This window comes from Microbacterium sp. SD291 (assembly GCF_017355365.1).
Classification (GTDB): domain Bacteria; phylum Actinomycetota; class Actinomycetes; order Actinomycetales; family Microbacteriaceae; genus Microbacterium.
Genome location: NZ_JADIJR010000013.1, coordinates 33,446 through 53,692 on the forward strand (window position 1 = coordinate 33,446; position 20,247 = coordinate 53,692).

23 protein-coding genes and 1 tRNA gene are annotated in these 20,247 nt (G+C 71.3%); 18 read left to right on the plus strand and 6 right to left on the minus strand.

Translation table 11 applies throughout. From position 1 onward, the window contains the following. The first annotated feature begins 14 nt into the window (after positions 1-14). From glp to IPV10_RS09290, 5 genes are read left to right on the plus strand one after another with little or no spacing between them, the layout of a single operon-like run. Positions 15-1,238 carry a gephyrin-like molybdotransferase Glp gene (gene glp, locus IPV10_RS09270; RefSeq protein ID WP_207483049.1) on the plus strand — a complete coding sequence of 408 codons (1,224 nt, stop codon included), beginning with the start codon at positions 15-17 and terminating at the stop codon, positions 1,236-1,238. Continuing rightward, complete coding sequence (gene moaC, locus IPV10_RS09275; protein WP_207483051.1) at positions 1,238-1,711, plus strand: cyclic pyranopterin monophosphate synthase MoaC; 474 nt, start codon at positions 1,238-1,240, stop codon at positions 1,709-1,711. Before glp ends, moaC begins: the two co-directional genes overlap by 1 nt. Next, positions 1,690-2,304 carry a molybdenum cofactor guanylyltransferase gene (locus tag IPV10_RS09280; protein WP_207483052.1) on the plus strand — a complete coding sequence of 205 codons (615 nt, stop codon included), beginning with the start codon at positions 1,690-1,692 and terminating at the stop codon, positions 2,302-2,304. Before moaC ends, IPV10_RS09280 begins: the two co-directional genes overlap by 22 nt. After that, positions 2,301-2,576 carry a DUF6457 domain-containing protein gene (locus tag IPV10_RS09285; protein WP_207483054.1) on the plus strand — a complete coding sequence of 92 codons (276 nt, stop codon included), beginning with the start codon at positions 2,301-2,303 and terminating at the stop codon, positions 2,574-2,576. Before IPV10_RS09280 ends, IPV10_RS09285 begins: the two co-directional genes overlap by 4 nt. Next, a complete protein-coding gene (locus tag IPV10_RS09290; RefSeq protein WP_207483056.1) occupies positions 2,577-2,810 on the plus strand; it encodes a MoaD/ThiS family protein in 234 nt (77 codons plus the stop codon). It begins immediately after the preceding gene. A gap of 10 nt (positions 2,811-2,820) precedes the next feature. Here IPV10_RS09290 and IPV10_RS09295 read toward each other — a convergent pair whose 3' ends face one another. The 3 genes from IPV10_RS09295 to IPV10_RS09305 are packed head-to-tail and all read right to left on the minus strand — an operon-like array spanning position 2,821 to position 4,526. Next, positions 2,821-3,255, minus strand: a complete 435-nt coding sequence (locus IPV10_RS09295; RefSeq protein ID WP_207483058.1) for a molybdenum cofactor biosynthesis protein MoaE — start codon at positions 3,253-3,255, stop codon at positions 2,821-2,823. Next, complete coding sequence (locus IPV10_RS09300) at positions 3,252-3,728, minus strand: molybdenum cofactor biosynthesis protein B (RefSeq protein ID WP_207483060.1); 477 nt, start codon at positions 3,726-3,728, stop codon at positions 3,252-3,254. Before IPV10_RS09300 ends, IPV10_RS09295 begins: the two co-directional genes overlap by 4 nt. Positions 3,729-3,749: 21 nt before the next feature. After that, positions 3,750-4,526, minus strand: coding sequence for a hypothetical protein (locus IPV10_RS09305; protein WP_207483062.1), 777 nt, complete (start codon positions 4,524-4,526; stop codon positions 3,750-3,752). A 121-nt stretch (positions 4,527-4,647) separates the two neighbouring features. On the opposite strand from IPV10_RS09305, the gene IPV10_RS09310 reads away from it, so the two are divergent. The 12 genes from IPV10_RS09310 (at position 4,648) to IPV10_RS09365 (ending at position 16,730) form a co-directional block, all read left to right on the plus strand. After that, the gene (locus tag IPV10_RS09310; RefSeq protein ID WP_207483064.1) at positions 4,648-5,313 is read left to right on the plus strand and encodes a GntR family transcriptional regulator; all 666 of its coding nucleotides are present in this window, start codon (positions 4,648-4,650) and stop codon (positions 5,311-5,313) included. Positions 5,314-5,432: 119 nt separating this feature from the next. Further along, positions 5,433-6,617 carry a branched-chain amino acid ABC transporter substrate-binding protein gene (locus IPV10_RS09315; RefSeq protein WP_207483066.1) on the plus strand — a complete coding sequence of 395 codons (1,185 nt, stop codon included), beginning with the start codon at positions 5,433-5,435 and terminating at the stop codon, positions 6,615-6,617. 70 nt (positions 6,618-6,687) lie between these two features. Beyond that, positions 6,688-7,575: a branched-chain amino acid ABC transporter permease gene (locus IPV10_RS09320; protein ID WP_207483171.1), complete on the plus strand. Its 888-nt coding sequence runs from the start codon at positions 6,688-6,690 to the stop codon at positions 7,573-7,575. 1 nt (position 7,576) lies between these two features. Then, a complete protein-coding gene (locus IPV10_RS09325; protein ID WP_207483068.1) occupies positions 7,577-8,725 on the plus strand; it encodes a branched-chain amino acid ABC transporter permease in 1,149 nt (382 codons plus the stop codon). Then, a complete protein-coding gene (locus IPV10_RS09330) occupies positions 8,722-9,663 on the plus strand; it encodes an ABC transporter ATP-binding protein (RefSeq protein ID WP_207483070.1) in 942 nt (313 codons plus the stop codon). Before IPV10_RS09325 ends, IPV10_RS09330 begins: the two co-directional genes overlap by 4 nt. Before the next feature lie 2 nt (positions 9,664-9,665). Further along, positions 9,666-10,370 (plus strand): ABC transporter ATP-binding protein, encoded by a 705-nt coding sequence (locus IPV10_RS09335; protein ID WP_374192228.1) that lies wholly within the window; start codon positions 9,666-9,668, stop codon positions 10,368-10,370. Between the two features lie 51 nt (positions 10,371-10,421). Next, positions 10,422-11,579 (plus strand): FAD-binding oxidoreductase, encoded by a 1,158-nt coding sequence (locus IPV10_RS09340; RefSeq protein WP_207483074.1) that lies wholly within the window; start codon positions 10,422-10,424, stop codon positions 11,577-11,579. After that, a complete protein-coding gene (locus tag IPV10_RS09345; protein WP_207483076.1) occupies positions 11,576-11,818 on the plus strand; it encodes a (2Fe-2S)-binding protein in 243 nt (80 codons plus the stop codon). The genes IPV10_RS09340 and IPV10_RS09345 overlap by 4 nt, the downstream gene beginning before the upstream one ends. Next, complete coding sequence (locus IPV10_RS09350; protein WP_207483077.1) at positions 11,815-13,173, plus strand: FAD-dependent oxidoreductase; 1,359 nt, start codon at positions 11,815-11,817, stop codon at positions 13,171-13,173. Before IPV10_RS09345 ends, IPV10_RS09350 begins: the two co-directional genes overlap by 4 nt. A 110-nt stretch (positions 13,174-13,283) precedes the next feature. Beyond that, a complete protein-coding gene (locus IPV10_RS09355; RefSeq protein WP_207483079.1) occupies positions 13,284-14,213 on the plus strand; it encodes a dihydrodipicolinate synthase family protein in 930 nt (309 codons plus the stop codon). Further along, positions 14,213-15,214, plus strand: coding sequence for a proline racemase family protein (locus IPV10_RS09360; RefSeq protein ID WP_207483081.1), 1,002 nt, complete (start codon positions 14,213-14,215; stop codon positions 15,212-15,214). Before IPV10_RS09355 ends, IPV10_RS09360 begins: the two co-directional genes overlap by 1 nt. Then, complete coding sequence (locus IPV10_RS09365; protein ID WP_207483083.1) at positions 15,177-16,730, plus strand: aldehyde dehydrogenase (NADP(+)); 1,554 nt, start codon at positions 15,177-15,179, stop codon at positions 16,728-16,730. The genes IPV10_RS09360 and IPV10_RS09365 overlap by 38 nt, the downstream gene beginning before the upstream one ends. 43 nt (positions 16,731-16,773) lie before the next feature. Here the strand turns inward: IPV10_RS09365 and IPV10_RS09370 are convergent, their stop codons facing one another. The 3 genes from IPV10_RS09370 to IPV10_RS09380 form a co-directional block, all read right to left on the minus strand. Beyond that, positions 16,774-17,967, minus strand: a complete 1,194-nt coding sequence (locus tag IPV10_RS09370) for an amidohydrolase family protein (RefSeq protein ID WP_207483085.1) — start codon at positions 17,965-17,967, stop codon at positions 16,774-16,776. 47 nt (positions 17,968-18,014) lie between these two features. Beyond that, a complete protein-coding gene (locus IPV10_RS09375; protein ID WP_207483087.1) occupies positions 18,015-18,998 on the minus strand; it encodes a proline racemase family protein in 984 nt (327 codons plus the stop codon). A gap of 90 nt (positions 18,999-19,088) precedes the next feature. Beyond that, positions 19,089-20,018, minus strand: coding sequence for an ornithine cyclodeaminase family protein (locus IPV10_RS09380; protein WP_207483089.1), 930 nt, complete (start codon positions 20,016-20,018; stop codon positions 19,089-19,091). Between the two features lie 110 nt (positions 20,019-20,128). Between IPV10_RS09380 and IPV10_RS09385 the strand changes: the two genes are divergently transcribed. Next, positions 20,129-20,219, plus strand: a tRNA-Ser gene (locus IPV10_RS09385). Positions 20,220-20,247: the final 28 nt, after the last annotated feature.

A 20,247-nucleotide genomic window follows, 5' to 3' on the forward strand; every position in this document is an offset into this window, starting at 1 on the left:
AAGGGCGAACCCCGATGAATGAGCTGAGAACGGTCGAGGAGCAGCTCGAGACGGTGCTCGCGCGGGTGCGCGCGCTGGACTCGCGCACACTCCCGCTCGCCGAGGCATCCGGGTTCACGCTGGCGGCCCCGGCGACCGCGGTCAACCCGGTGCCGGCGTTCGACAACTCCGCCATGGACGGCTTCGCGGTGCGCTTCGCCGACGTGGCGACGGCATCCGGATCCGCACCGGTGACCCTGCGCGTCGTGGCAGACGTCCCCGCCGGCAGCGCCGAGGACCCGCGGATCGAGCCCGGCACCGTCGCGCGCATCATGACCGGTGCGGCGCTGCCGGCGGATGCCGACACGATCGTGCCGTTCGAGGACACCGCGGGCGGCCTCGCCGACTCACTCGGCGAGATCGTCGTGCTGCAGGCCCCCCGAATCGAGGGGGCGCACGTGCGCCGCACCGGCGCCGATGCCCACGCGGGAGCGACGGTGCTGGGCGCGGGCACGCTTCTCGGTGCGCGGCAGCTCTCAGCGCTCGCCTCGGTCGGCATCGCCGAGGTCGAGGTCGCGCGGCGCCCGGTCGTGGCCGTCGTGTCGACCGGATCCGAGCTCGTGGCCCCGGGGCAGCCGCTGTCGCGCGGTCAGATCCCGGAGTCGAACGGCCTGCTGCTCGCCGGGCTCGCCGCCGACGCGGGCGCCGACGTCGTGTTCCGCGAGGTGGTCGGCGACGAGGGCGACGGACCGGCCGAGGCCGTCGCGAGGGCGACCGCGCTGGGCGCGGATGCCGTGATCTTCTCCGGCGGGGTCAGCGCCGGCGCCTACGAGGCCGTGCGGCAGAGCCTCGGCGACGTGATGGACTTCGTCAAGGTCGCGATGCAGCCGGGAAAGCCGCAGGGCTTCGGCGCGACCGCCGAGGGGATGCTGCTCTTCGGCCTCCCCGGCAATCCGGTCAGCGCCGCCGTGTCGTTCGAGGCCTTCGTGCGCCCGGCGCTGCTGCGCATGCAGGGCCGCGCCGAGATCGAGCGCCCGGTGCGCCGGCTTCCCGCCGGGGCCGACTGGCGCACGCCGCCCGGCCGGCGCCAGTACCTCCCCGCCGTGATCGACGCGGAGGGCCGGGTGAGGCCGGCGACCAGAGGCGGCTCCGGATCGCACCTGTCGGTCGGCCTGGGCGCCGCCACCGCGTACGCCATCGTCCCCGCCGACGTCGAGCAGGTCTCGGCCGGCGATCTCATCCAAGTCTGGGAGCTGTGATGACCTTCACCCACCTCGATTCCGCCGGTCGCGCCCGCATGGTCGACGTGACCGACAAGCAGCCCACCGTCCGCGCGGCCACGGCCGCGGGCTTCGTGCGCTGCTCCCCGGAGACCGTCGCGCTGCTGCGAGACGGCGCAGTGCCCAAGGGCGACGTGCTCGCGGTCGCCCGCATCGCCGGCATCCAGGCCGCCAAGCGCACGCCGGAGCTGCTGCCGCTCGCGCACGTGATCGGCGTGCACGGGGCCGTCGTCGACCTCGAGGTCGAGGATGCAGGGGTGTCGATCTCGGCGACCGTCCGCACCGCCGACCGCACCGGCGTCGAGATGGAGGCGCTCACCGCCGTCTCGGTCGCCGCCCTCGCCGTCGTCGACATGATCAAGGGCGTCGACCGCTCCGTCACGATCGAGAACGTGCGGATCGTCGCCAAGGAGGGCGGGCGCAGCGGATCATGGCGACGCCCGGGGGAGTGACCTCGCCGGCCACCGCCTCGCTCGGTGCCGTCCTCATCGTCGGAGGCGAGGGACGGCGGATGGGCGGCCTCGCGAAGCCGCTGCTGGTGCTCGGCGGGCGCACGCTGCTCGAGCGGGCCGTCGACGCGCTCGCGGCCGCCGGCGCCGCGCCGATCGTGGCGGTCGGACCGATGCTCGATGAGGCACTGCCGGTGGTCTGGGCGCGGGAGGAGCCGGCGTTCGGAGGCCCGGCGGCCGCGCTCGCCGCGGGAGTCCGCGAGGTGCCGGCCGAATGGATCTGCGTCCTCGCCGGCGACCTCGCACGGCCGGAGGACGTCGTCGAGCGGCTCGCCTTGCTGCTGTCGGAAGGGACGGATGCCGACGGCATCGCGTTCACGGCCGACGGACGGGAGCAGTGGCTCGCGGGGGTCTACCGCGCAGCATCCGTCCGCCGGGTGCTCACCGGCCGCGGCACGCTCGAGAACGCGTCGGTGAGGTCCGTCCTCGGAGGGCTCGCGATCGACTGGATCGTGGACGATGATGGAGTCACCCGCGACATCGACTCGCTCGCCGACCTGGATCGCGCGCGCACCGAACCAGAGGAGTCATCATGAGCGACCGCACACTCCCCCCGGAGGCGCTGGAAGACTGGTCGGCCGAGCTGCGGGAGCGCTTCGGCCTCGCTGAGCAGGACGTGCCGATCGCGCTCATCCTCGACCTCGCCCGTGACGTCGCGAACGGCGTCGCGCGTCCCGCCGCCCCGTTCAGCGCTTTCGTCGCCGGGCTCGTGGCCGGCCGTGCCGGCGGGTCGCCGGAGGACGTCCGCGAGGCGGTCGCCGCGATCGTCGAGCTCGCGAACGCGCGCGCCGCGAGCGGGGAGAGCTGAGTGGCGACCGTCCGTTATTTCGCGGCGGCGCAGGATGCCGCGGGCGTCGAGTCCGAGACGTCGGATGCCGTGACGCTGGGCGCGCTGAAGGCGGCCCTGGTCGAGACGCACCCCGGGCTGGCGGCGATCATCGGCCGCTGCGCGCTGCTGGTGGACGGCGCGCGGGTCGGCGACGAGTTCGCGCTCGCGGATGCCGGGACGGTCGACGTCCTGCCGCCCTTCGCCGGCGGGTGAGCGCGAGGCCTCAGCCGCCGATGCCCTTCCAGGCCGTCGTGCCGTCGGCCTCGACCTGACGCTTCCACACCGGCAGGTCGCGCTTGATGGCCTCGATGACCTCGCGGCAGACGACGAACGCCTCGTCGCGGTGCGCTGCGGCCACGGCGATCATGACCGCGGCGTCGCCGACGCCGAGGTGCCCGATCCGGTGACTCACCGCGATCGTCGCGTCGCCGCTCGCACCGGCCCCAGCTGCCTTCTCCGCGATCGCGCGGAGGGTCCGCTCGGCATCCGGGTGCGCGGTGTATTCGAGAGCGACGACCTCGCCCGCGGCATCCGGATCGTGATCGCGGACCCGCCCGATGAAGGTCGTGACCGCGCCGGCGTGCGCGTCGTCGATCGCGGCGAGGTGCGCGTCGAGCGACAGCGCGGTGTCGCTGATGGCGGCGAGTGCGACGGTCATCGGTGGTCCTCTCCGTCGAGCTGGGCGATCACGTGGCCGGCGACCGACAGGATGACCGGCATCCCGTCGGACACCCCTGACGGCGAGCCGGGGAGATTCACCACGAGAGCGTTCCCGGCGACTCCGGCGAGACCGCGGGTGAGCAGCGCGACCGGCTTGACGGCGGCGCCCTGTCGGCGCAGCTCCTCCGGGATGCCGGGGATCTGCCTGTCCAGCACGCGCGCTGTGCCCTCCGGGGTGGCGTCCCTCGGGGCGACCCCGGTGCCGCCGGTGGTCACGATGAGCCGGATGCCGGAGGCCAGGAGCCCCCGGAGCGCGCCTTCGACGGCATCCGCTCCGTCCGGCACGATCATGGCGTCCTCGCAGTCGAACCCCGCCGTGCGGAGCGCCGCGACGGCGATCGGGCCTGCCGTGTCTGCGCGCGTGCCGGCGGAGGAGCGATCCGACACCGTGAGGACTGCTGCGGAGGTCATGTACTGAGAGTAACGCCGACCTCAGATGCTGAGGTCGGGACGCGGCTCCATCACGGTGCCCAGCGCCTCGAATGCGAGGCGCCGCTCCTCGATGCGGCGGTGCAGCTCGATCTGGGCGGCGTCGACGATCTGCGGGTCGATGCCGGCGGTCGGCGGATGCGGGTCGCCGTGGTGCGCGGCGATGTAGGCGTCGAGCTCGGGGCCGGAGGTCCACGAGGTGATCAGGGCATACCGGGGCGCGGCGCCGCGGTGCCAGACGGCGTGCCAGAAGCGCTGCGTGTCGACCACGATGCGGGAGCCGGCGCGCAGCGGCAGGCGGATCTCGCTCGCCGGTTCGAACCGGTCGGATCGGAGGATCAGCATCGACTCCACGTCATCCGACAGGTTGAAGAAGCCGCGCACCACCCAGCCGGATCCCTCGTCGTTGAGGCGGTTGTTGTCGTCCTGGTGCAGGTTGTAGATCGCGTCGGCGTACTCGTTGGGCTGCAGCTCGATCACCCGGCACCGGCCGACGCCCGCGCCAGGCTCGAGAGCGCGCCGCTGCAGGGTCGGCGCGATCGCGATCTGCGACTCGACCCAGACGCCGTCCTTGTCGGTGCGCGGCGGTGTGTGGTTCCAGAAGCCGTTGCAGTCGATCTCGCCCGCGTAGCTCGCGAGCGGCGCGAACCGGGTGATGCCGGAGGAGCGCCAGCCGACGTACTCCAGGTCGAGCCACTCGGCGGGGTCTGCGGCCTGGTCGTGGTCGTCGAGCACGACGTAGCCGGTCTCGGCCAGCGCCGCTGACGTGATGAATCCCATGCCGTGTGTCCCTCCGTGCCGGTTAGGCCATCCTAACTCTTCGATCGGCTCCCGCCGGGGGTGCTTCGCACCACGAGCCCGCTAGTACCATGTGCCGTATGACACTCGGACGGGGGCGCTCATGAGCGAGTACGCGACGCAGCTCACACCTGCGGAGAGCCTTCGCGAGCAGGTCGAGACACAGCTCGCATCGCGCGTCGTCTCCGGAGTGATCCCGCCAGGGCACGTGCTGACGGTGCCGACGCTCGCCGCCGATTTCGGCGTCAGCGCGACGCCTGTCCGCGAGGCGATGCTGAACCTCGCCCGTCGCGGGTTCCTCCGCCCCATCCGCAATCGCGGCTTCGAGGTCACCGAGGTCTCGCCCGACGAGCTGCGAGAGCTCGGCGAGGTGCGGATGCTGCTGGAGGCGCCGCCGATGGCCCGGATCGCCGGGACCCTCGACGCCGAGACCGAGACCCTGCTCCGCGATCTCGCCGACAGGATCGTCGAGGCCGGACGCGAGGGCCGATTCGACGAGTACCTGGCCGTCGACACGGAGTTCCACCTGCGCATCCTCGAGTGCGCGGGCAACCGCAAGCTGGTCGAGACGGTTCGCGAGCTGCGGCAGCAGACCCGCCTGGTCGGCCTCGTGCATCTGGCGGAGACGGACACCCTGATGTCGACGGCGCTGGAGCACGCCGAGCTCGTCGATCTTCTGGTCGCGGGCGATGGCGCGGGAGCGGAGGCGCTGATGAGGCGCCACATCGGTCACGTCGGCGGTGTGTGGAGCGGGCACGGGGAGGACTGACCGCGGACGAGCCCCGATGCCGGTGATCGGAATCGGGGCTATCGCTCAGTGCTCGCGGTGAGTAATGTGTCACATGCTATCAAGTGGTCAATTGCAATGACGCATACCTGGAGGCTCTCATGAAGACCCGCACACAGCGCACCCGCAAGCTTCTCGTCCTCGCCGCCGCGACCGGCGTGCTCCTCGCCACGGCCGGCTGCTCCGGCGGCCTCGGCGGGAGCGATGACGGAGGCTCCGACGAGTCGGGCACGATCAAGCTCGGCATGCTCGCGCCGTTCTCCGGCAGCGAGTCGGCCTTCGGCGAGTACATGCAGAACGGCGCGCAGCTCGCGATCGACGAGATCAACGCCGACGGCGGGATCGACGGACGCGAGCTCGAGCTGCAGGTCGAGGACGACGCCTGCGACGCGACAGCGGCGGTCGCCGCGGCGAACAAGCTCGTGACGGAGGGCATCGTCGCCTCCGTCGGCGGCTACTGCTCGGGCGCGACGCTGCCGACGCTGCCGATCTTCGACGAGGCCGGCGTCCCGATGGTGATCCCGGCGGCGAACTCGAACGAGCTGGTCAAGCAGGGGCTTCCCGGCGTGTTCCTCATCAACGGCACCGGCACCCAGCAGGCCGCCGCAGCCGTCGCCTACGCCGAGAAGAGCGGCATGGAGAACGTCGCGGTGATCGACGACGCGACCGCGTACTCGGCCGACCTCGCGGCATCCTTCGTCGCGCAGGCCGAAGAGGCGGGGCTCACCGTCTCGTTCGAGGCGACGGTCACCCCCGGCGAGAACGACTACTCGGCCGTCGCCACGCAGCTCGCCGGCGAGAAGCCGGAGCTGGTGTACTGGACCGGCTACTACCAGGAGGGCGGCCTGATCGTCCGCCAGGCGACGGATGCCGGCTACACCGGCGCCTTCCTCGTCGGAGACGGCTCGGTCGACGCGAAGTTCGCGGAGATCGCGGGCGACGGGTACACCGAGAACGTCCTCGGCACGTTCACGCAGACGCCCGACATGATCGAGGGCGCCGACGCCTGGATCGCCGACTACGAGGAGCTCGCGGGTGCCGCGCCCGGGCCGTACTCGACGCAGTCGTACGACGCCGTGCGGGTGATCGCGCAGGCGATCGAGGACGCGGGGAGCACCGAGTTCGAGGAGGTCGTGGCCGCTCTCGAGGGGCTGAATGACTTCGACACCTTCGCAGGCCCGCTCACGTTCACGAAGGACCACACGCTCTCGGGCGGCGGCTTCGTGATCGTCGGCATCGACCCGGCGACCGGCGCGTTCATCCTCGAAGACGACCTGCAGGACTGACTGGCGAGCGGGGCGGCCGAGCCGCCCCGCTCCGTCGGCGTCCGAAAGACGCGGAAGGACATCCGCAGTGATGCAACTCATCTGGAACGGCCTGATCGTCGGCTCGTTCTACGCACTCGTCGCACTCGGCTACAGCATGGTCTACGGGATCATCAAGCTGCTGAACTTCGCGCACGGCGACATCTACATGCTCGGCGCGTTCACCGGCTTCGCCACCCTGTCCGCGTTCGGCATCTCGAGCGAATCATCGATCCCGCTGCTGCTGGTCATCATGCTGCTGTCGATGGTCACGACCGGCCTGATCGGCGTCGGCATCGAGCGCATCGCCTACCGGCCGCTGCGGCGCAGCCCGCGGCTGGCGGTGCTGATCACCGCGATCGGCGTCTCGTTCACGCTGGAGTACGCGGTCAGGCAGATCTTCGGCCCGAACCCCGAGGCGTTCCCGGTGCGGCTGGAGTCGAGCGGATTCGACTTCGCCGGCATGCGGATCACCGCCGCGCAGATCGTGCTCGTGGTCATCGCCGGCGTGCTGATGCTGGTGCTCGCGCACGTCGTCGAGCGCACGCGCCAGGGGCGGGCGATGCGCGCGATCGCACTCGACCCGCAGGGCGCCCAGCTGATGGGCATCAACGTCAACCGGGTCATCGCGACCGTGTTCTTCATCGGCTCGGCGCTCGCCGGTGCCGCGGGCGTCATGGCCGGCGCCTACTACGGCTCGATCGACTTCCTGATGGGGTTCATGATCGGGCTCAAAGCCTTCACCGCCGCCGTGATCGGCGGCATCGGCAACCTGTACGGCGCGATGCTCGGCGGGCTGCTGCTGGGCCTGCTCGAATCGTTCGGCTCGGCGTGGTTCGGCGGCGAGTGGCGCGACGTGTTCTCCTTCGCCTTCCTGATCCTCTTCCTCACCTTCAAACCGACCGGACTCCTCGGCGCCCGCGTCGTAGAGAGGATGTGACATGCCCGGCATCTCGACACCGCTGCGCGACGCCCCGCTGCGCGCACCGTCCCCGCTGTTCGACCGCCGGCCCGCGGCGCACGGCATCCTCTCCTCCCAGCCGGGCTTCATGCGCGCCCTCGGCGGCCTGTGCGTCGTGCTGCTGGTGGTGCTGCCGTTCCTCGACGCATCCCGCTACACGATGTCGATCGCCACCAGCGCGCTCATCTACGTGATGCTCTGCATGGGACTGAACGTCGTCGTCGGATACGCGGGACTCCTCGATCTCGGCTATATCGCCTTCTTCGCGGTCGGCGCGTACATCTCCGGCATCCTCACGACAGAGCTCGGCTGGCCGATGTGGGCGGCGCTGCCGGCGACCATCCTCGCCTGCATCCTCGCCGGCATCGTCGTCGGCACACCCACCCTGCGGCTGCGCAGCGACTACCTCGCGATCGTCACCCTCGGCTTCGGCGAGATCATCCGCATCACGGCGAACAACCTCGAGATCACCGGCGGCCCCTCGGGGATCCACGGCATCCCGACCTGGTCGTTCGGCGACTGGAGCTTCGCCGACGGCTTCAGCCTGTTCGGGATCGAGTTCCCGCAGCGCGTGGTGTTCTACTACTTCGTCGCCGCGATCGTCGTGCTCGTCGGGGTCATCGGCGCCGGCCGTCTCGCCAGGGGTCGGCTCGGCCGCGCCTGGAAGGCGGTTCGCGACGACGAGGACGCCGCCGAGGCGATGGGCATCAACACCTACGTCGCCAAGATCACCGCGTACATCATCGGCGCGGTCTGGGCGGGCATCGCCGGGCAGCTGATGGCGACGCACCTGTCGGCGATCAGCCCGAACAGCTTCCAGTTCCTGTACTCGGCCCTGATCCTGATGGCCGTCGTGCTCGGCGGGATGGGATCGACGCCCGGCGTCATCATCGGCGCGCTGTTCGTATCCCTGGCGCCCGAGCTGCTGCGGGAGTTCTCGGAGTGGCGGTTCCTGATCTTCGGCGTGCTGCTGATCGTGGTCATGCTGTTCCGCCCGTCGGGTCTCTGGCCTGCCACCGCTGTTCTCCCGTGGCTGCGGCGCAAGCGCCCCGTCCCGCCTCCGACGGCCGGTTTCGCGGCGGTGCCGGCGGGCGACGAGAACATCGACGACAGTGAGGGGGCGCGATGACCGCGCTGCTCGAGGTCAAGGACCTCCGGCTGCAGTTCGGCGGCGTCAAGGCCGTCGACGGCCTGAGCTTCTCGGTCGAGGCGGGGGAGATCCTCGCGGTGATCGGGCCGAACGGCGCTGGCAAGACCAGTGCCTTCAACTGCATCTCGGCGTTCTACCTGCCCACCTCGGGCTCGGTGGTCTTCGACGGCAACAGCATCGTCCGCGAGCCCCCGGCGATCTGGCGCACCCTGCGGCTGGTCGACCTGCTGCAGAGCTTCGGCTTCTACCGCGTGCTGCCGTCCCGCGTGACGAAGTGGGGGATGGCGCGCACGTTCCAGAACCTGCGGCTGTTCCGCGAGCTCAGCGTCATCGACAACATCAAGACCGCGATGCACGCCAACCTGCGCGAGGGGGTCTGGGCGACGCTGCTGCACACGCCCGGGTACCTGCGAGCCGAGCAGGAGTGCACGGAGCAGGCCAGAGGCTGGTTGGACTTCGTCGGCTTCACCGGCGACGAGGACCTCTACGTCACGCAGCTGCCGTACGGCGAGCAGCGGAGGGTGGAGATCGCGCGGGCCCTCGCGAGCGGGCCCAAGCTGCTGCTGCTGGACGAGCCGGCCGCCGGCCTGAACTTCAACGAGAAGCAGGCCCTGATGCAGCTGATCCGGCGCATCCGCGACCTCGGCGTCGCGGTCGTGCTGATCGAGCACGACATGGGCCTGATCATGGAGCTCGCCGAGCGGATCGTGGTGCTCAACTACGGCAAGGAGATCGCCGTCGGCACACCGCAGGAGATCAAGAACGATCCGGTCGTGATCGAGGCGTACCTCGGCGTCGACGAGGAGCCGCTCGATGAGACGAAGCTGCAGACCGGCACCGTCGACCTCTCGCTGCTCGCCGAACCGGCGCGTGAGACGCGCAAGACCCGTGAGACCCGGGGGAGGAAGGACCGATGAGGATGCTCTCCGTCGAGGCCGCCGACGTCTACTACGGGCGTGTGCACGCGCTGCGCGAGCTCAGCTTCGAGGTGCGCGAAGGCGAGATCGTCTGCCTGCTCGGCAACAACGGCGCCGGCAAGTCCACGACCATGAACATGCTCTCGGGGCTCGTCCGCCCGAAGTCGGGGGTCGTGCGATGGGGCGAACTGGACCTCGCGACCGCGAAGCCGTGGGACATCGTGTCGGCGGGCCTCATCCACGTTCCAGAGGGGCGGCGGATCTTCTCGACCATGACGGTGCACGAGAACCTGCTGCTCGGCGGTTACACGGTGCGCGACCAGAAGCTCGTCGTCGAGCGCGTCGAGCAGGTGTACGCCCTGATGCCCCGGCTCGCCGAGCGTCGCCGTCAGCAGGGCGGCACCCTCTCCGGCGGCGAGCAGCAGATGGTCGCGATCGGCCGCGCGATCGTCGGCGGGCCGAAGCTGCTCCTGCTGGACGAGCCGTCGATGGGGCTCGCGCCGCTCGTGGTGAAGCAGGTGATGGAGACCATCCAGGCGGTCAACGCGCAGGGCACCACGGTGCTGCTGGTCGAGCAGAACGCGCGTGCGGCGCTGAAGATCGCCGACCGCGCATACGTCATCGAGACGGGCCAGACGACGCTGTCAGGACCCGCGGCCGACCTCGCCGCCGACGCCAGGGTCATCGATGCGTACCTCGGCGGCTGAACGGGCGATGACTGAACCGACTATGAAGGTACAGAACCGGAGGAGCATGCAGTGCGGGTGGTGGTGATCGGCGCGGGCATCATCGGCGCGGCCTGCGCTCTCGAGCTCGCGGAGCGCGGTGCCGACGTGGTGGTCGTCGACCGCACCGGCGTCGCCGCCGAGACCTCGAGCCGCTGCGAGGGGAACCTGCTCGTCAGCGACAAGGAACCAGGCCCGGAGGCGGATCTCGCGATCGCGTCGAACGTGCTGTGGCGCGACCTGGCCGCGCGGCTCGATGCGGACCGACCGCCGGGGCAGCCGGCGACGGAATTCGAGGCGAAGGGCGGGATCGTCGTCGCGTTCCCCGGTGGCGAGGGCGCGCTCGAGAGCTTCGCGGCGGCGCAGCGGGGCATCGGCATCCGGGCGGATCCTCTGGACGCAGCAGCGCTCCGCGCGGCCGAGCCGCACCTCGCCCCCGACGTCGCCCTCGCGATGCACTACCCGGACGACGCGCAGCTGCAGCCGTCGACCGCGACGCAGGCGCTGCTGGCGACCGCGCTGCGCCTCGGCGCCACGCTCCGCATCGCCGAGGTCACCGGTGCCGTGATGCGCGACGGGCGCCTCCGCGGCATCGACACGGATGCCGGGATCATCGAGGCCGACGCGGTGGTGAACTGCGCCGGGCCCTGGTCCGGCGAGGTGGCGGCGCGGCTCGGCGCGCGGCTGGACATCAGGCCGCGGCGGGGCGTGATCCTGGTCACCGCGCCGATGCCGCAGCGGGTCTTCCACAAGGTCTACGACAGCGACTACGTGGGCGCGGTCGGCTCGGGGGATGCCGCGCTGCAGACCTCGACCGTCGTGGAGTCCACACCGGGCGGCACCGTGCTGATCGGCTCGAGCCGCGAGCGCGTCGGGTTCGACGAGCATCCCGGTGTCGCGCCGTCGATCGAGATCGCGGCCAAGGCGATCCGGCTGTTCCCGTTCCTGGCGCAGACCACGCTGCTGCGGAGCTACTTCGGCTTTCGCCCCTATGCACCCGACCACCTGCCGGTGATCGGCGCCGACCCTGCGGTCGACGGGCTGTTCCACGCCACCGGTCACGAGGGCGCGGGCATCGGCCTGGCGCCGGCGACGGCATCCCTGATCTCGCACGCCGTGCTGGGAGCCGCGACCGCACTCGATCCCGCTCCGTTCCTCCCCGGACGCGCGAGCCTGCAGGAGGCCTCATGATCAGCATCACCGTCGACGAGGAGTGGTTCGAGGGCCGGGACGGCCAGACGATCGCCGGCGTGCTGATCGGGTCGGGCCGGATCACGTGGCGCACCGCGCAGACGGGAGAGCGCGGCGTGTTCTGCGGGATCGGCGTCTGCCACGACTGCCTCGTCACGGTGAACGGGCTGCCCGGCGTGCGCGCGTGCCAGCGCACGGCCGGTGACGGCGACGTGATCGAGAGCGAGGTGCGCGCATGACCCTGGTCGCCGTGCTCGGCGGAGGACCGGCCGGCCTCGCGGCCGCGCAGTCGGCGCTCGCCGCCGGCGCCGAGGTCACTCTCCTCGACGAGGGGACCGGCCTCGGCGGTCAGTTCTGGCGGCACCACGAGATGCTGACCGACCCCCGGCTGACGCACGGCCGGGCACGGTTCGACCGGCTTCGCGCCGCCCTCCAGCGGGCGACCGTGCACACCGGGGCGAGCGTGTGGTCGGCCGAGGTCGGCGCATCGGTCACGCTCCGCGCGCTGATCGGCGACGTCGACGGCCAGGACCGGCGCCCGCTCGACATTCAGGCGGATGCCGTGGTCGTGGCCACCGGCGCGCACGACCTGGCGCTGCCGGTGCCGGGGTGGACGCTGCCGGGTGTCACCACGGCCGGCGCCGCGCAGGCGCTCGCCAAGCGCGATGGGGTGAGCGTCGGGCGGCGGACCGTCGTCAGCGGCGCCGGTCCCTTCCTGCTGCCGGTCGCGCAGTCGCTCGCGCTCACCGGATCCGAAGTCGTGGGCGTGCACGAGGCGTCGCGCCTCGGCGCGCTCGCGGCCGGGTGGCTGCCGCGGCCGTGGCAGCTCGCCGGGAAGGCGGGCGAGCTCGTCGAGTACGTCACGGCTCTCGCCAGGCACGGCATCCCGTACCGCACGGGCAGCGCGGTCGTGCGCATCCTCGGCGACAGCAGGGTCGAGGCCGCCGTGGTCGCATCGCTGGACGCCGAATGGCGCCCGATCGCCGGCTCCGAGCGGGAGATCGCCTGCGATGCGGTCGCGCTCGGGCACGGTTTCACCCCTCGCCTTGAGGCGGCGCTCTCGCTGGGCTGCGCGCTCGGGGGCGGCAGGAGGTCCCGCTTCGTGATGGTCGACGACGAGCAGCGCACCAGCGTCGCGCAGGTGTTCGCGGCCGGCGAGGTCACCGGGATCGGCGGCGCGGATGCCGCGCTCGCCGAGGGCGCGATCGCCGGGTTCCTCGCGGCGGGCGGCGCGATCGACGACCCCCGGCTCCGCGGGCCGCTCGCGGTGCGGCGGCGGATGCGCGCGTTCGCGGCGCGGCTCGAGCGGGCGCACGGCATCCGCCCCGGGTGGACCGCGTGGCTCGACGACGACACCGTCGTCTGCCGCTGCGAGGCGGTGACCAGGCGGGTGATCGCGCAGAGCGCCGATGCTCCGGGGCGCGCCATGAAGCTCGCGAGCCGGGCCGGTCTCGGCCCATGCCAGGGGCGGACGTGCGGTCATGCCGTGGAGGAGATCGTGTCGCAGGCGGGCGGGACGCCTGCGGGATTCGATCGGAGACCGCTGCTCGCGCCGATCCGGCTCGGGGAGCTGGCGGATCGCGGGGGAGCCTGACCGGAGGCGAGAAACTCCTTGCGACAGCATCCACCCGCTGAGTAATATGTTACACATTACTCTTCAATGAAGACTTCGATCATGAACAGCTACGAGAGAATGGAATCCTGATGAACGGCACGATGGACCTGGGCGGCGTGGTCGTCGCGACGACCCTCGCATTCAAGGAGGACGCGTCTGCGCCCGCGGGCCTCGCCGTGGACTACGACCGCTTCGCCGAGCACGTCGACTTCCTGATGGCGAACGGATGCCACGGCGTCGGCCCGAACGGATCGCTGGGCGAGTACTCCTCGCTCACCGACGAGGAGCGCCGCCGGGTGATCCAGGTCGCGGTCGAGGCCGTCGACGGGCGCGGCATCGTCGTCGCCGGCGCGCACGGCGTCGGCAGCCACCAGGCGCGCAAGTGGGCGGAGATCGCCAGGGAGGACGGCGCCGACGGCGTGCTGCTCCTGCCGCCGACGGTCTACCGCGCCAACGAGCGCGAGGTCATCGCGCACTTCGAGGAGGTCGCCAAGGCGGGGCTGCCGATCATGGCGTACAACAACCCGTTCGACACGAAGGTCGACCTGGTCCCGTCGCTCGTCGCGAAGCTCGCCGAGATCCCCGAGGTCGTCGCGATCAAGGAGTTCTCCGGTGATGTGCGCCGGGTCTACGAGATCAAGGAGCTGTGCGACATCGACATCATCGCCGGCGCCGACGACGTGCTGTTCGAGCTGATGGTCAACGGCGCGGTCGGCTGGTTCGCCGGCTACCCGAACGCCTTCCCGCGCGAGGCTGTCGAGCTCTACAACCTCTGCAAGGACGCCCACTGGCACGAGGCGAAGGCCCTGTACGAGCAGCTGGTCGCCGTCTTCCGCTGGGATTCGCGCACCGAGTTCGTGCAGGCGATCAAGCTGTCGATGGACATCTGCGGCAACTCCTACGGCGGGCCGACGCGTCCGCCGCGCGGACCGCTCAGCGATGAGCAGCGCGCCCAGGTCACCGCCGACACCGAGCGCGCGCTGGCCGCGCTCGCGGCACGCACGGCGGCGGTCGCCTGATGCGCGGGCGCCGGGTGATCCAGGCGGTCGACTCGCACACCGAGGGGATGCCCACACGGGTCGTCACGGGTGGCGTCGGACGGATCCCCGGCGCCACCATGAACGACCGCCGGCTGCACGCCATGGAGCACCTCGACGGGCTCCGCGGCTTCCTGATGAACGAGCCGCGCGGCCACGCCGCGATGTCCGGTGCGCTGCTGCAGCCGCCGGCGCGCGACGACGCCGACTGGGGCGTCGTGTTCATCGAGGCATCCGGGTTCCTGCCGATGTGCGGGCACGGCACCATCGGCGTGGCCACCGTGCTCGTGGAGACGGGCATGGTCGAAGTCACCGAGCCGGTGACCGAGATCCGTCTCGACGTGCCGGCCGGGCTCGTGATCGCCCGCGTGCGGGTCGAGGGCGGGCGTGCGGTGGACGTGACCATCGAGAACGTGCCGAGTTTCGTCGACCGGCTGGATGAGCGCATCGAGGTGCCAGGCCTCGGCGAGATCGAGTACTCGGTCGCGTTCGGGGGCAACTACTACGCCCTGGTCGAGCTCGACCAGGTCGGGCTCCCGTTCGATCGCGCCCGCAAGGACGAGATCGCCGCGGCCGGTCTCGCCATCATGGACGCGATCAACGAGCAGGCGCCGCCGGTGCATCCGACGCTCTCCGGAGCGAACCACGTGCACCACGTCGAGTTCATCGCACCAGGGTCGGATGCCGTGCGCTCCCGCCATGCGATGGCGATCCACCCCGGCTGGTTCGACCGGTCGCCGTGCGGCACCGGCACCAGCGCACGCATGGCCGAGCTGCACGCGCGCGGGGAACTGGCGCTGGACGCGCCGTTCGTGAACGAGTCGTTCATCGGCACCGAATTCACCGGGCGCCTGATCGCCGAGACCACCGTGGGCGATCGTCCCGCGGTGATCCCCACCATCACCGGGCGGGCCTGGATCACCGGGCTCGGCCAGTACCTGCTCGATGAGAGCGACCCGTTCCCCGAGGGGTTCATCTTCTAATGGAGGAATCGTGACCGACACCACCGTGACCGACAGCACCGCGACCAGCGCGCGCCCGATCTCCGAGGTGGCCGCTGCGGCCGCGGGCGCGGCGCGTGCGTTCGCCCGCACGAGCCCCCGCGATCGCGGTGCGGCGCTCGTCGCCGTCGCCGACGCGCTGGATGCCGCGGCCGGCGACCTCATCGCGATCGCGATGCGCGAGACCGGCCTCGCCGAGGCGCGGCTCACCGGAGAGCTGCGGCGCACGTCGTGGCAGCTCCGGCTCTTCGCCGACACGATCGTCGACGGCGCCTACCTCGACGTGCGCATCGACGACGCCGACCCCGAGTACGTGATCGGCCCGCGGCCGGACCTCCGCCGGATGCTGGAGCCGGTGGGGCCGGTGCTGAACTTCGCGGCATCCAACTTCCCGTTCGCCTTCTCCGTGGCCGGCGGCGATTCCGCCGCCGCGCTCGCCGCCGGCTGCCCGCTCGTGGTCAAGGCGCACTCGGGGCACCTCGAGCTCTCCCGCCGGACGGCGTCGGTCGTGGCGTCCGCGCTGCGCGAGGCGGGGATGCCGGAGGGCGTGTTCCAGCTCATCGAGGGCCAGGAGAACGGCGTCGAGCTGCTGAAGGACGAGCGCATCCGCGCCGCCGCGTTCACCGGCTCCACGCATGTCGGCCGGCTGCTCGCCGACATCGCGGCATCCCGCCCGGTGCCGATCCCCTTCTACGGCGAGCTCGGCAGCGTGAACCCGGTCTACGCGACCTATGCGGATGACGCGCTGCTCAGCGCCTTCGTCGCTTCGGTCTCGGGCTCGGCAGGGCAGCTGTGCACCAAGCCAGGGTTCCTGTTCGTGCCCGAGGGTGCGGAACTCGACGCCGTGACCGCGGCCGCGACCGGGGTCGGCGAGCACCGCCTGCTGAACCCGGGCATCGGCCGGGCGTTCACTCAGCGCCGTGCCGACGTGCTCGGTGCCGACGGCGTCACGGTGCTCAGCGAGGGCGAGGTGCGGGCGGATGACGAGGGGCAGACGTACGCGACCCCGACCGTCGTGACGGTCGATGTCGACGCGCTTCTCGCCAACCGCGAGGCGCTGCTGGAGGAGTCGTTCGGGCCGCTCTCCGTGATCGTGCGCTACCGCGATGCCGCCGGGCTGCCGGCCCTGCACGAGGAGCTGTTCCCCGGCAACCTGACCTCCACCGTGCATGCGCGCGCGGAGGAGCTGGCCGACGGGTCGCTCCGCGACCTCGTCGACAGCCTCGCCGAGACGAGCGGCCGGGTGCTCTTCGGCGGCTGGCCCACCGGGGTCTCGGTGACGCCGGCGATGCAGCATGGCGGGCCGTACCCGGCCACCACGAGCGATGCCACGAGCGTCGGTACCGCGTCGATCACGCGATTCCTGCGCGGAGTCTCCTACCAGGGGGCACCGCAGGACCTGCTGCCCGCGCCGCTGCGCGATGAGAATCCGTGGAGGGTGCCGCAGCGGCGAAGCGCCGCGGGGCAGTCGACGACCTGGGGCGCGTTCGCGCGCTGAGGTCGTCCTGCCCGCGGTGGCGGCGCGGGGGAGTGCGCGGCGGTCAGCCCAGAACGCGGCCGCCGTGCACGACCATGCGTCGTGCGGAGGGATCCCACAGCACACGCGGATCGCTGATGGGATCGGCGCTGAGCAGCACGGCGTCGCCGTATGCGCCGGCCCCCAGGTGCCCGAGTGCGAGGTCGCCGATGAGCTCGCCATTGACCGCGGTCATCGAGTTCAGCGTCGCCGCGGCTCCTGATGCTTCGATCTGCAGGCGGATGCCGCACAGCTGGTCATCTTCGAGATCGCCCATCAGGTCGGTGCCGAAGCCGACCCGGACGCCGGCCTCGTGGGCGAGGCGCACAGCGTCCTGGCCCTTCGAGAGCACCTCGGAGTTCTTCGCGAGCGATGTCGCGTTGAGCCCGATCTGCGCGCCGCGGCGATCCATGGCGTCGTAGGCGGCGAGAGTGGGAACGAGGAAGGCGCCCAGTTCGGCCATGCGCCCGGCAGTGGCGCGGTCGATCAGGTTGCCGTGCTCGATCGAGCGGATGCCGTTCTCGATCGCGTGGCGCACTGCTTCGACCGAGTATGCGTGGGCGGCGACGTAGCTGCCGCGGCGCTGCGCCTCGTCGACGACCGCGCACAGCTCTTCGGATGAGTACTGGGGGTTGCGGATGGGATCGGTGAGTGAGAACACTCCGCCGGATGCCATGACCTTGATGGCGTGCGCGCCGGTGCGAAAACGATCGCGCACGGCCAGCCGCAGTGCGTCGACGCCGTCGGCGATTTCGCACATGTGGCCGTGCGCGAAGCAGACGTCGACATGCGCGGCGCGGGGGTCGCCGTGTCCGCCGGTCTGGCTGAGCGCGGGGCCGGTGAAGTGGTAGCGCGGCGAGGGGAACAGGTCTGCGTCGATCGCGCGAGCCAGTCCGATGTCGCCGCCGGCGACGTCGCGCACGGTGGTGAAGCCGCGGTGCAGTGCGGCCGTGAGTCGCTTCGCGCCGTTGATGGCGGCAAAGCTGAGCGGACCCCGCTCGTTCTCGAAGCCGTCCATGCTCGTCGCGTAGGCGTGGAAGTGCGCGTCGATCAGGCCCGGGATCAGCCAGCCGCCGGTGCCGTCGACTTCTTCGGATTCCGCCGCCAGGGCCGTATCATCGTCGACGACCACGCCGTCGACGATTCGCACATCGCGCGGGCTGAAGCCCGAACCGTCCCATACCTGGGCGCCGGTGATCGTGAGCGATCCGGTCTTCATCGCATTCCCCTCGTCTGGTGAGTCAATCGTCTGGTGAGTCAATGGTGTCAGCGCAGGCTGAACCCGCGGGTCAGCGGGTCGTCGTGGTCGAGCTCGAACGTGGACGACCCGGTGCGGTAGGCCATGCCGCGCACCTCCGGGATGACGCCGGCCGCAGTGCGTTCGGCGATCCGGGCCAGGAATCGGGTGCCGATGATCGAGTCGTGGGTGAGCTCCTCGCCGTCAGCGAGCTGACCGGATGCCGCGAGCATCGCGACGCGTGCGGCCGTGCCGGAGCCGCACGGGCTGCGGTCGACCTCGCCGTCGGCGAACACCGTGACGTTCCGCTGCCAGGGGCCGCGGTCCGTGCGGCCGAGGTCGTCGAACAGGATGGTGCCGTACACGCCGGAGAGCCGCGCGTCGGCGAGCTGCGCTGCCGGGTGCTGGTCGAGCGCCCACTTGATCTCCCGGCCGATCGCGATGAGGTCGGCGGTGTGCGCGGGCGCCACCTCGAGGCCGAGCGCGCCGGCTGGCAGGGTCGCGTAGACGGCGCCGCCGAAGACCAGGTCGACGTCGACATCGCCGCGGGTGGTGTGCAGGCGGATGCCGCGCTCGAGCACGCGCGACTCGACGCTGCGGAACACGATCTCCTCGATCCGGCCGCCGCTCTGGTGCACGCGGGCCTGCACTCGGCCGCTCGGCACGTCGATCGTGACCACCGTTTCGCCGTCGGGGTCGGAAGGCACTCTTCCGGTGCGCACGGCCCAGGCGCCGAGGGCGATCGTGCCGTGGCCGCAGGCCGTGGAGAAGCCGTCCTTGTGCCAGAACAGCACACCGAGGTCGGCACCGTCGTCGTCGGGCGGGGTGATGAAGCCGCCGTACATGTCGTCGTGGCCGCGGGGTTCGAGGCACAGGAACCGGCGGATCTCGTCGGCCTCCCCGGTCATCGCGTGCACGCGGCGTGCCGCGACGGTCGGACCGGTCGTCGGCACGCCCTCGACGATGCGGAACGGCTCGCCGGCCGTGTGCCAGTCCTCGACGGTCCAGTGCATTGTGCTCCTTGGTGGTCCTCTGCGGTTCAGTGGCTCTGCGGTTCAGTGGCTCTGCGGTTCAGCGGCTCTGCGGATCAGCGGCTCTGCGGATCAGACGGCGAGGCGCGCGACGGCGAGGTCCTGCCACCCCATGCCGCACGTCTTCACGATGCGAGGGCGATCGGTCGCCGGGGCCACGGCGCCGGTGAACAGCTCGTGCATGGTGATGAGATCGGCGGGCGACAGCATCCCGGCGGCGATCGCGCCGATGACGTCTCCCGCCTCGGTGCGGGCCACGCGTCTGCTCTCGACGACGACCTGCGAGCGGCCGAGGAGGGCGGGGTCGAGTTCGGTGCGGTCGGGTTCGTGGGAGCCGATCGCGATGATCGTCGCGTCGTCGCGGACGAGGGCGGCCGGGAACAGGGGAGTGGATGCCGTCGTGGCGCACACGATGAGGTCGGCGCTGCGGACGTCGGCTGCGGTGCCGACGGCGAGGTCGGCGTCGGGCGCGAACGCCCGAGCGGCTTCGACGGCGGCGCGTGCCCTGGTGTCGTCCCGGCCGATCATGCGCACGGTGCGCAACGGGCGGATGGCGGCGATGGCCTCGACATGGCGCACGGCCTGCGGTCCGCTGCCGAAGATCACCAGGTCGCCGGCATCCGGTCGGGCGAGAGGATCGGCAGCGGCGGCGGAGACGGCAGGGGTGCGCAGGCTGGTCAGCGCGGTGCCGTCGATCAGCGCCGTGGGGGTGAGGGTGTCGCCGTCGAGGAGGACGTAGACGGCCTGGATGCGCTCCAGGCCGCGGGCGGGGTTACCCGGCGCGACGCTCGCGAGCTTCTGGCCGACCGCGCCGCCGACGGCTGCGGGCATCAGCAGGAGCTGGCCGCCGGGAACGTCTTCGATCGTGCGCGGCAGGTCGTACTCCGGGTCGAAGCCGCTTCGAAGGGTCTCCTGGATCGCGGCGATCGCGGCTGCCATGCTGACCCGCTCGGAGAGTTCGCGGGCGGGGACCAGGGTGAGAGCGGCAATGACGTCGACCATGCCCCCATGCTAGGGGGTGGTGTGTGATATGGCACTGGGCTGTGGTCTACGTGTGGCCTGCGGATCCGCGGATTCGCGCAGCAGGCCTCGGGTGACGTAAGCTTGTCCGCGGTGACGTGTCCGAGCGGCCGAAGGTGCAACTCTCGAAAAGTTGTGTAGGGTAACCCCCTACCGTGGGTTCAAATCCCACCGTCACCGCCAAGTTGTACACGTTGGAACCCCCGGTAAA

What these genes read in the sequence shown, in the direction of transcription:
- glp (WP_207483049.1), top strand. Translation starts at nt 15, where the DNA reads ATGAATGAGCTGAGAACGGTCGAGGAGCAGCTCGAGACGGTGCTCGCG.
- moaC (WP_207483051.1), top strand. Translation starts at nt 1,238, where the DNA reads ATGACCTTCACCCACCTCGATTCCGCCGGTCGCGCCCGCATGGTCGAC.
- IPV10_RS09280 (WP_207483052.1), top strand. Translation starts at nt 1,690, where the DNA reads ATGGCGACGCCCGGGGGAGTGACCTCGCCGGCCACCGCCTCGCTCGGT.
- IPV10_RS09285 (WP_207483054.1), top strand. Translation starts at nt 2,301, where the DNA reads ATGAGCGACCGCACACTCCCCCCGGAGGCGCTGGAAGACTGGTCGGCC.
- IPV10_RS09295 (WP_207483058.1), bottom strand. Translation starts at nt 3,255, where the DNA reads ATGACCGTCGCACTCGCCGCCATCAGCGACACCGCGCTGTCGCTCGAC.
- IPV10_RS09300 (WP_207483060.1), bottom strand. Translation starts at nt 3,728, where the DNA reads ATGACCTCCGCAGCAGTCCTCACGGTGTCGGATCGCTCCTCCGCCGGC.
- IPV10_RS09305 (WP_207483062.1), bottom strand. Translation starts at nt 4,526, where the DNA reads ATGGGATTCATCACGTCAGCGGCGCTGGCCGAGACCGGCTACGTCGTG.
- IPV10_RS09310 (WP_207483064.1), top strand. Translation starts at nt 4,648, where the DNA reads ATGAGCGAGTACGCGACGCAGCTCACACCTGCGGAGAGCCTTCGCGAG.
- IPV10_RS09315 (WP_207483066.1), top strand. Translation starts at nt 5,433, where the DNA reads ATGAAGACCCGCACACAGCGCACCCGCAAGCTTCTCGTCCTCGCCGCC.
- IPV10_RS09320 (WP_207483171.1), top strand. Translation starts at nt 6,688, where the DNA reads ATGCAACTCATCTGGAACGGCCTGATCGTCGGCTCGTTCTACGCACTC.
- IPV10_RS09325 (WP_207483068.1), top strand. Translation starts at nt 7,577, where the DNA reads ATGCCCGGCATCTCGACACCGCTGCGCGACGCCCCGCTGCGCGCACCG.
- IPV10_RS09330 (WP_207483070.1), top strand. Translation starts at nt 8,722, where the DNA reads ATGACCGCGCTGCTCGAGGTCAAGGACCTCCGGCTGCAGTTCGGCGGC.
- IPV10_RS09335 (WP_374192228.1), top strand. Translation starts at nt 9,666, where the DNA reads ATGCTCTCCGTCGAGGCCGCCGACGTCTACTACGGGCGTGTGCACGCG.
- IPV10_RS09345 (WP_207483076.1), top strand. Translation starts at nt 11,576, where the DNA reads ATGATCAGCATCACCGTCGACGAGGAGTGGTTCGAGGGCCGGGACGGC.
- IPV10_RS09350 (WP_207483077.1), top strand. Translation starts at nt 11,815, where the DNA reads ATGACCCTGGTCGCCGTGCTCGGCGGAGGACCGGCCGGCCTCGCGGCC.
- IPV10_RS09355 (WP_207483079.1), top strand. Translation starts at nt 13,284, where the DNA reads ATGAACGGCACGATGGACCTGGGCGGCGTGGTCGTCGCGACGACCCTC.
- IPV10_RS09360 (WP_207483081.1), top strand. Translation starts at nt 14,213, where the DNA reads ATGCGCGGGCGCCGGGTGATCCAGGCGGTCGACTCGCACACCGAGGGG.
- IPV10_RS09365 (WP_207483083.1), top strand. Translation starts at nt 15,177, where the DNA reads ATGAGAGCGACCCGTTCCCCGAGGGGTTCATCTTCTAATGGAGGAATC.
- IPV10_RS09370 (WP_207483085.1), bottom strand. Translation starts at nt 17,967, where the DNA reads ATGAAGACCGGATCGCTCACGATCACCGGCGCCCAGGTATGGGACGGT.
- IPV10_RS09375 (WP_207483087.1), bottom strand. Translation starts at nt 18,998, where the DNA reads ATGCACTGGACCGTCGAGGACTGGCACACGGCCGGCGAGCCGTTCCGC.
- IPV10_RS09380 (WP_207483089.1), bottom strand. Translation starts at nt 20,018, where the DNA reads ATGGTCGACGTCATTGCCGCTCTCACCCTGGTCCCCGCCCGCGAACTC.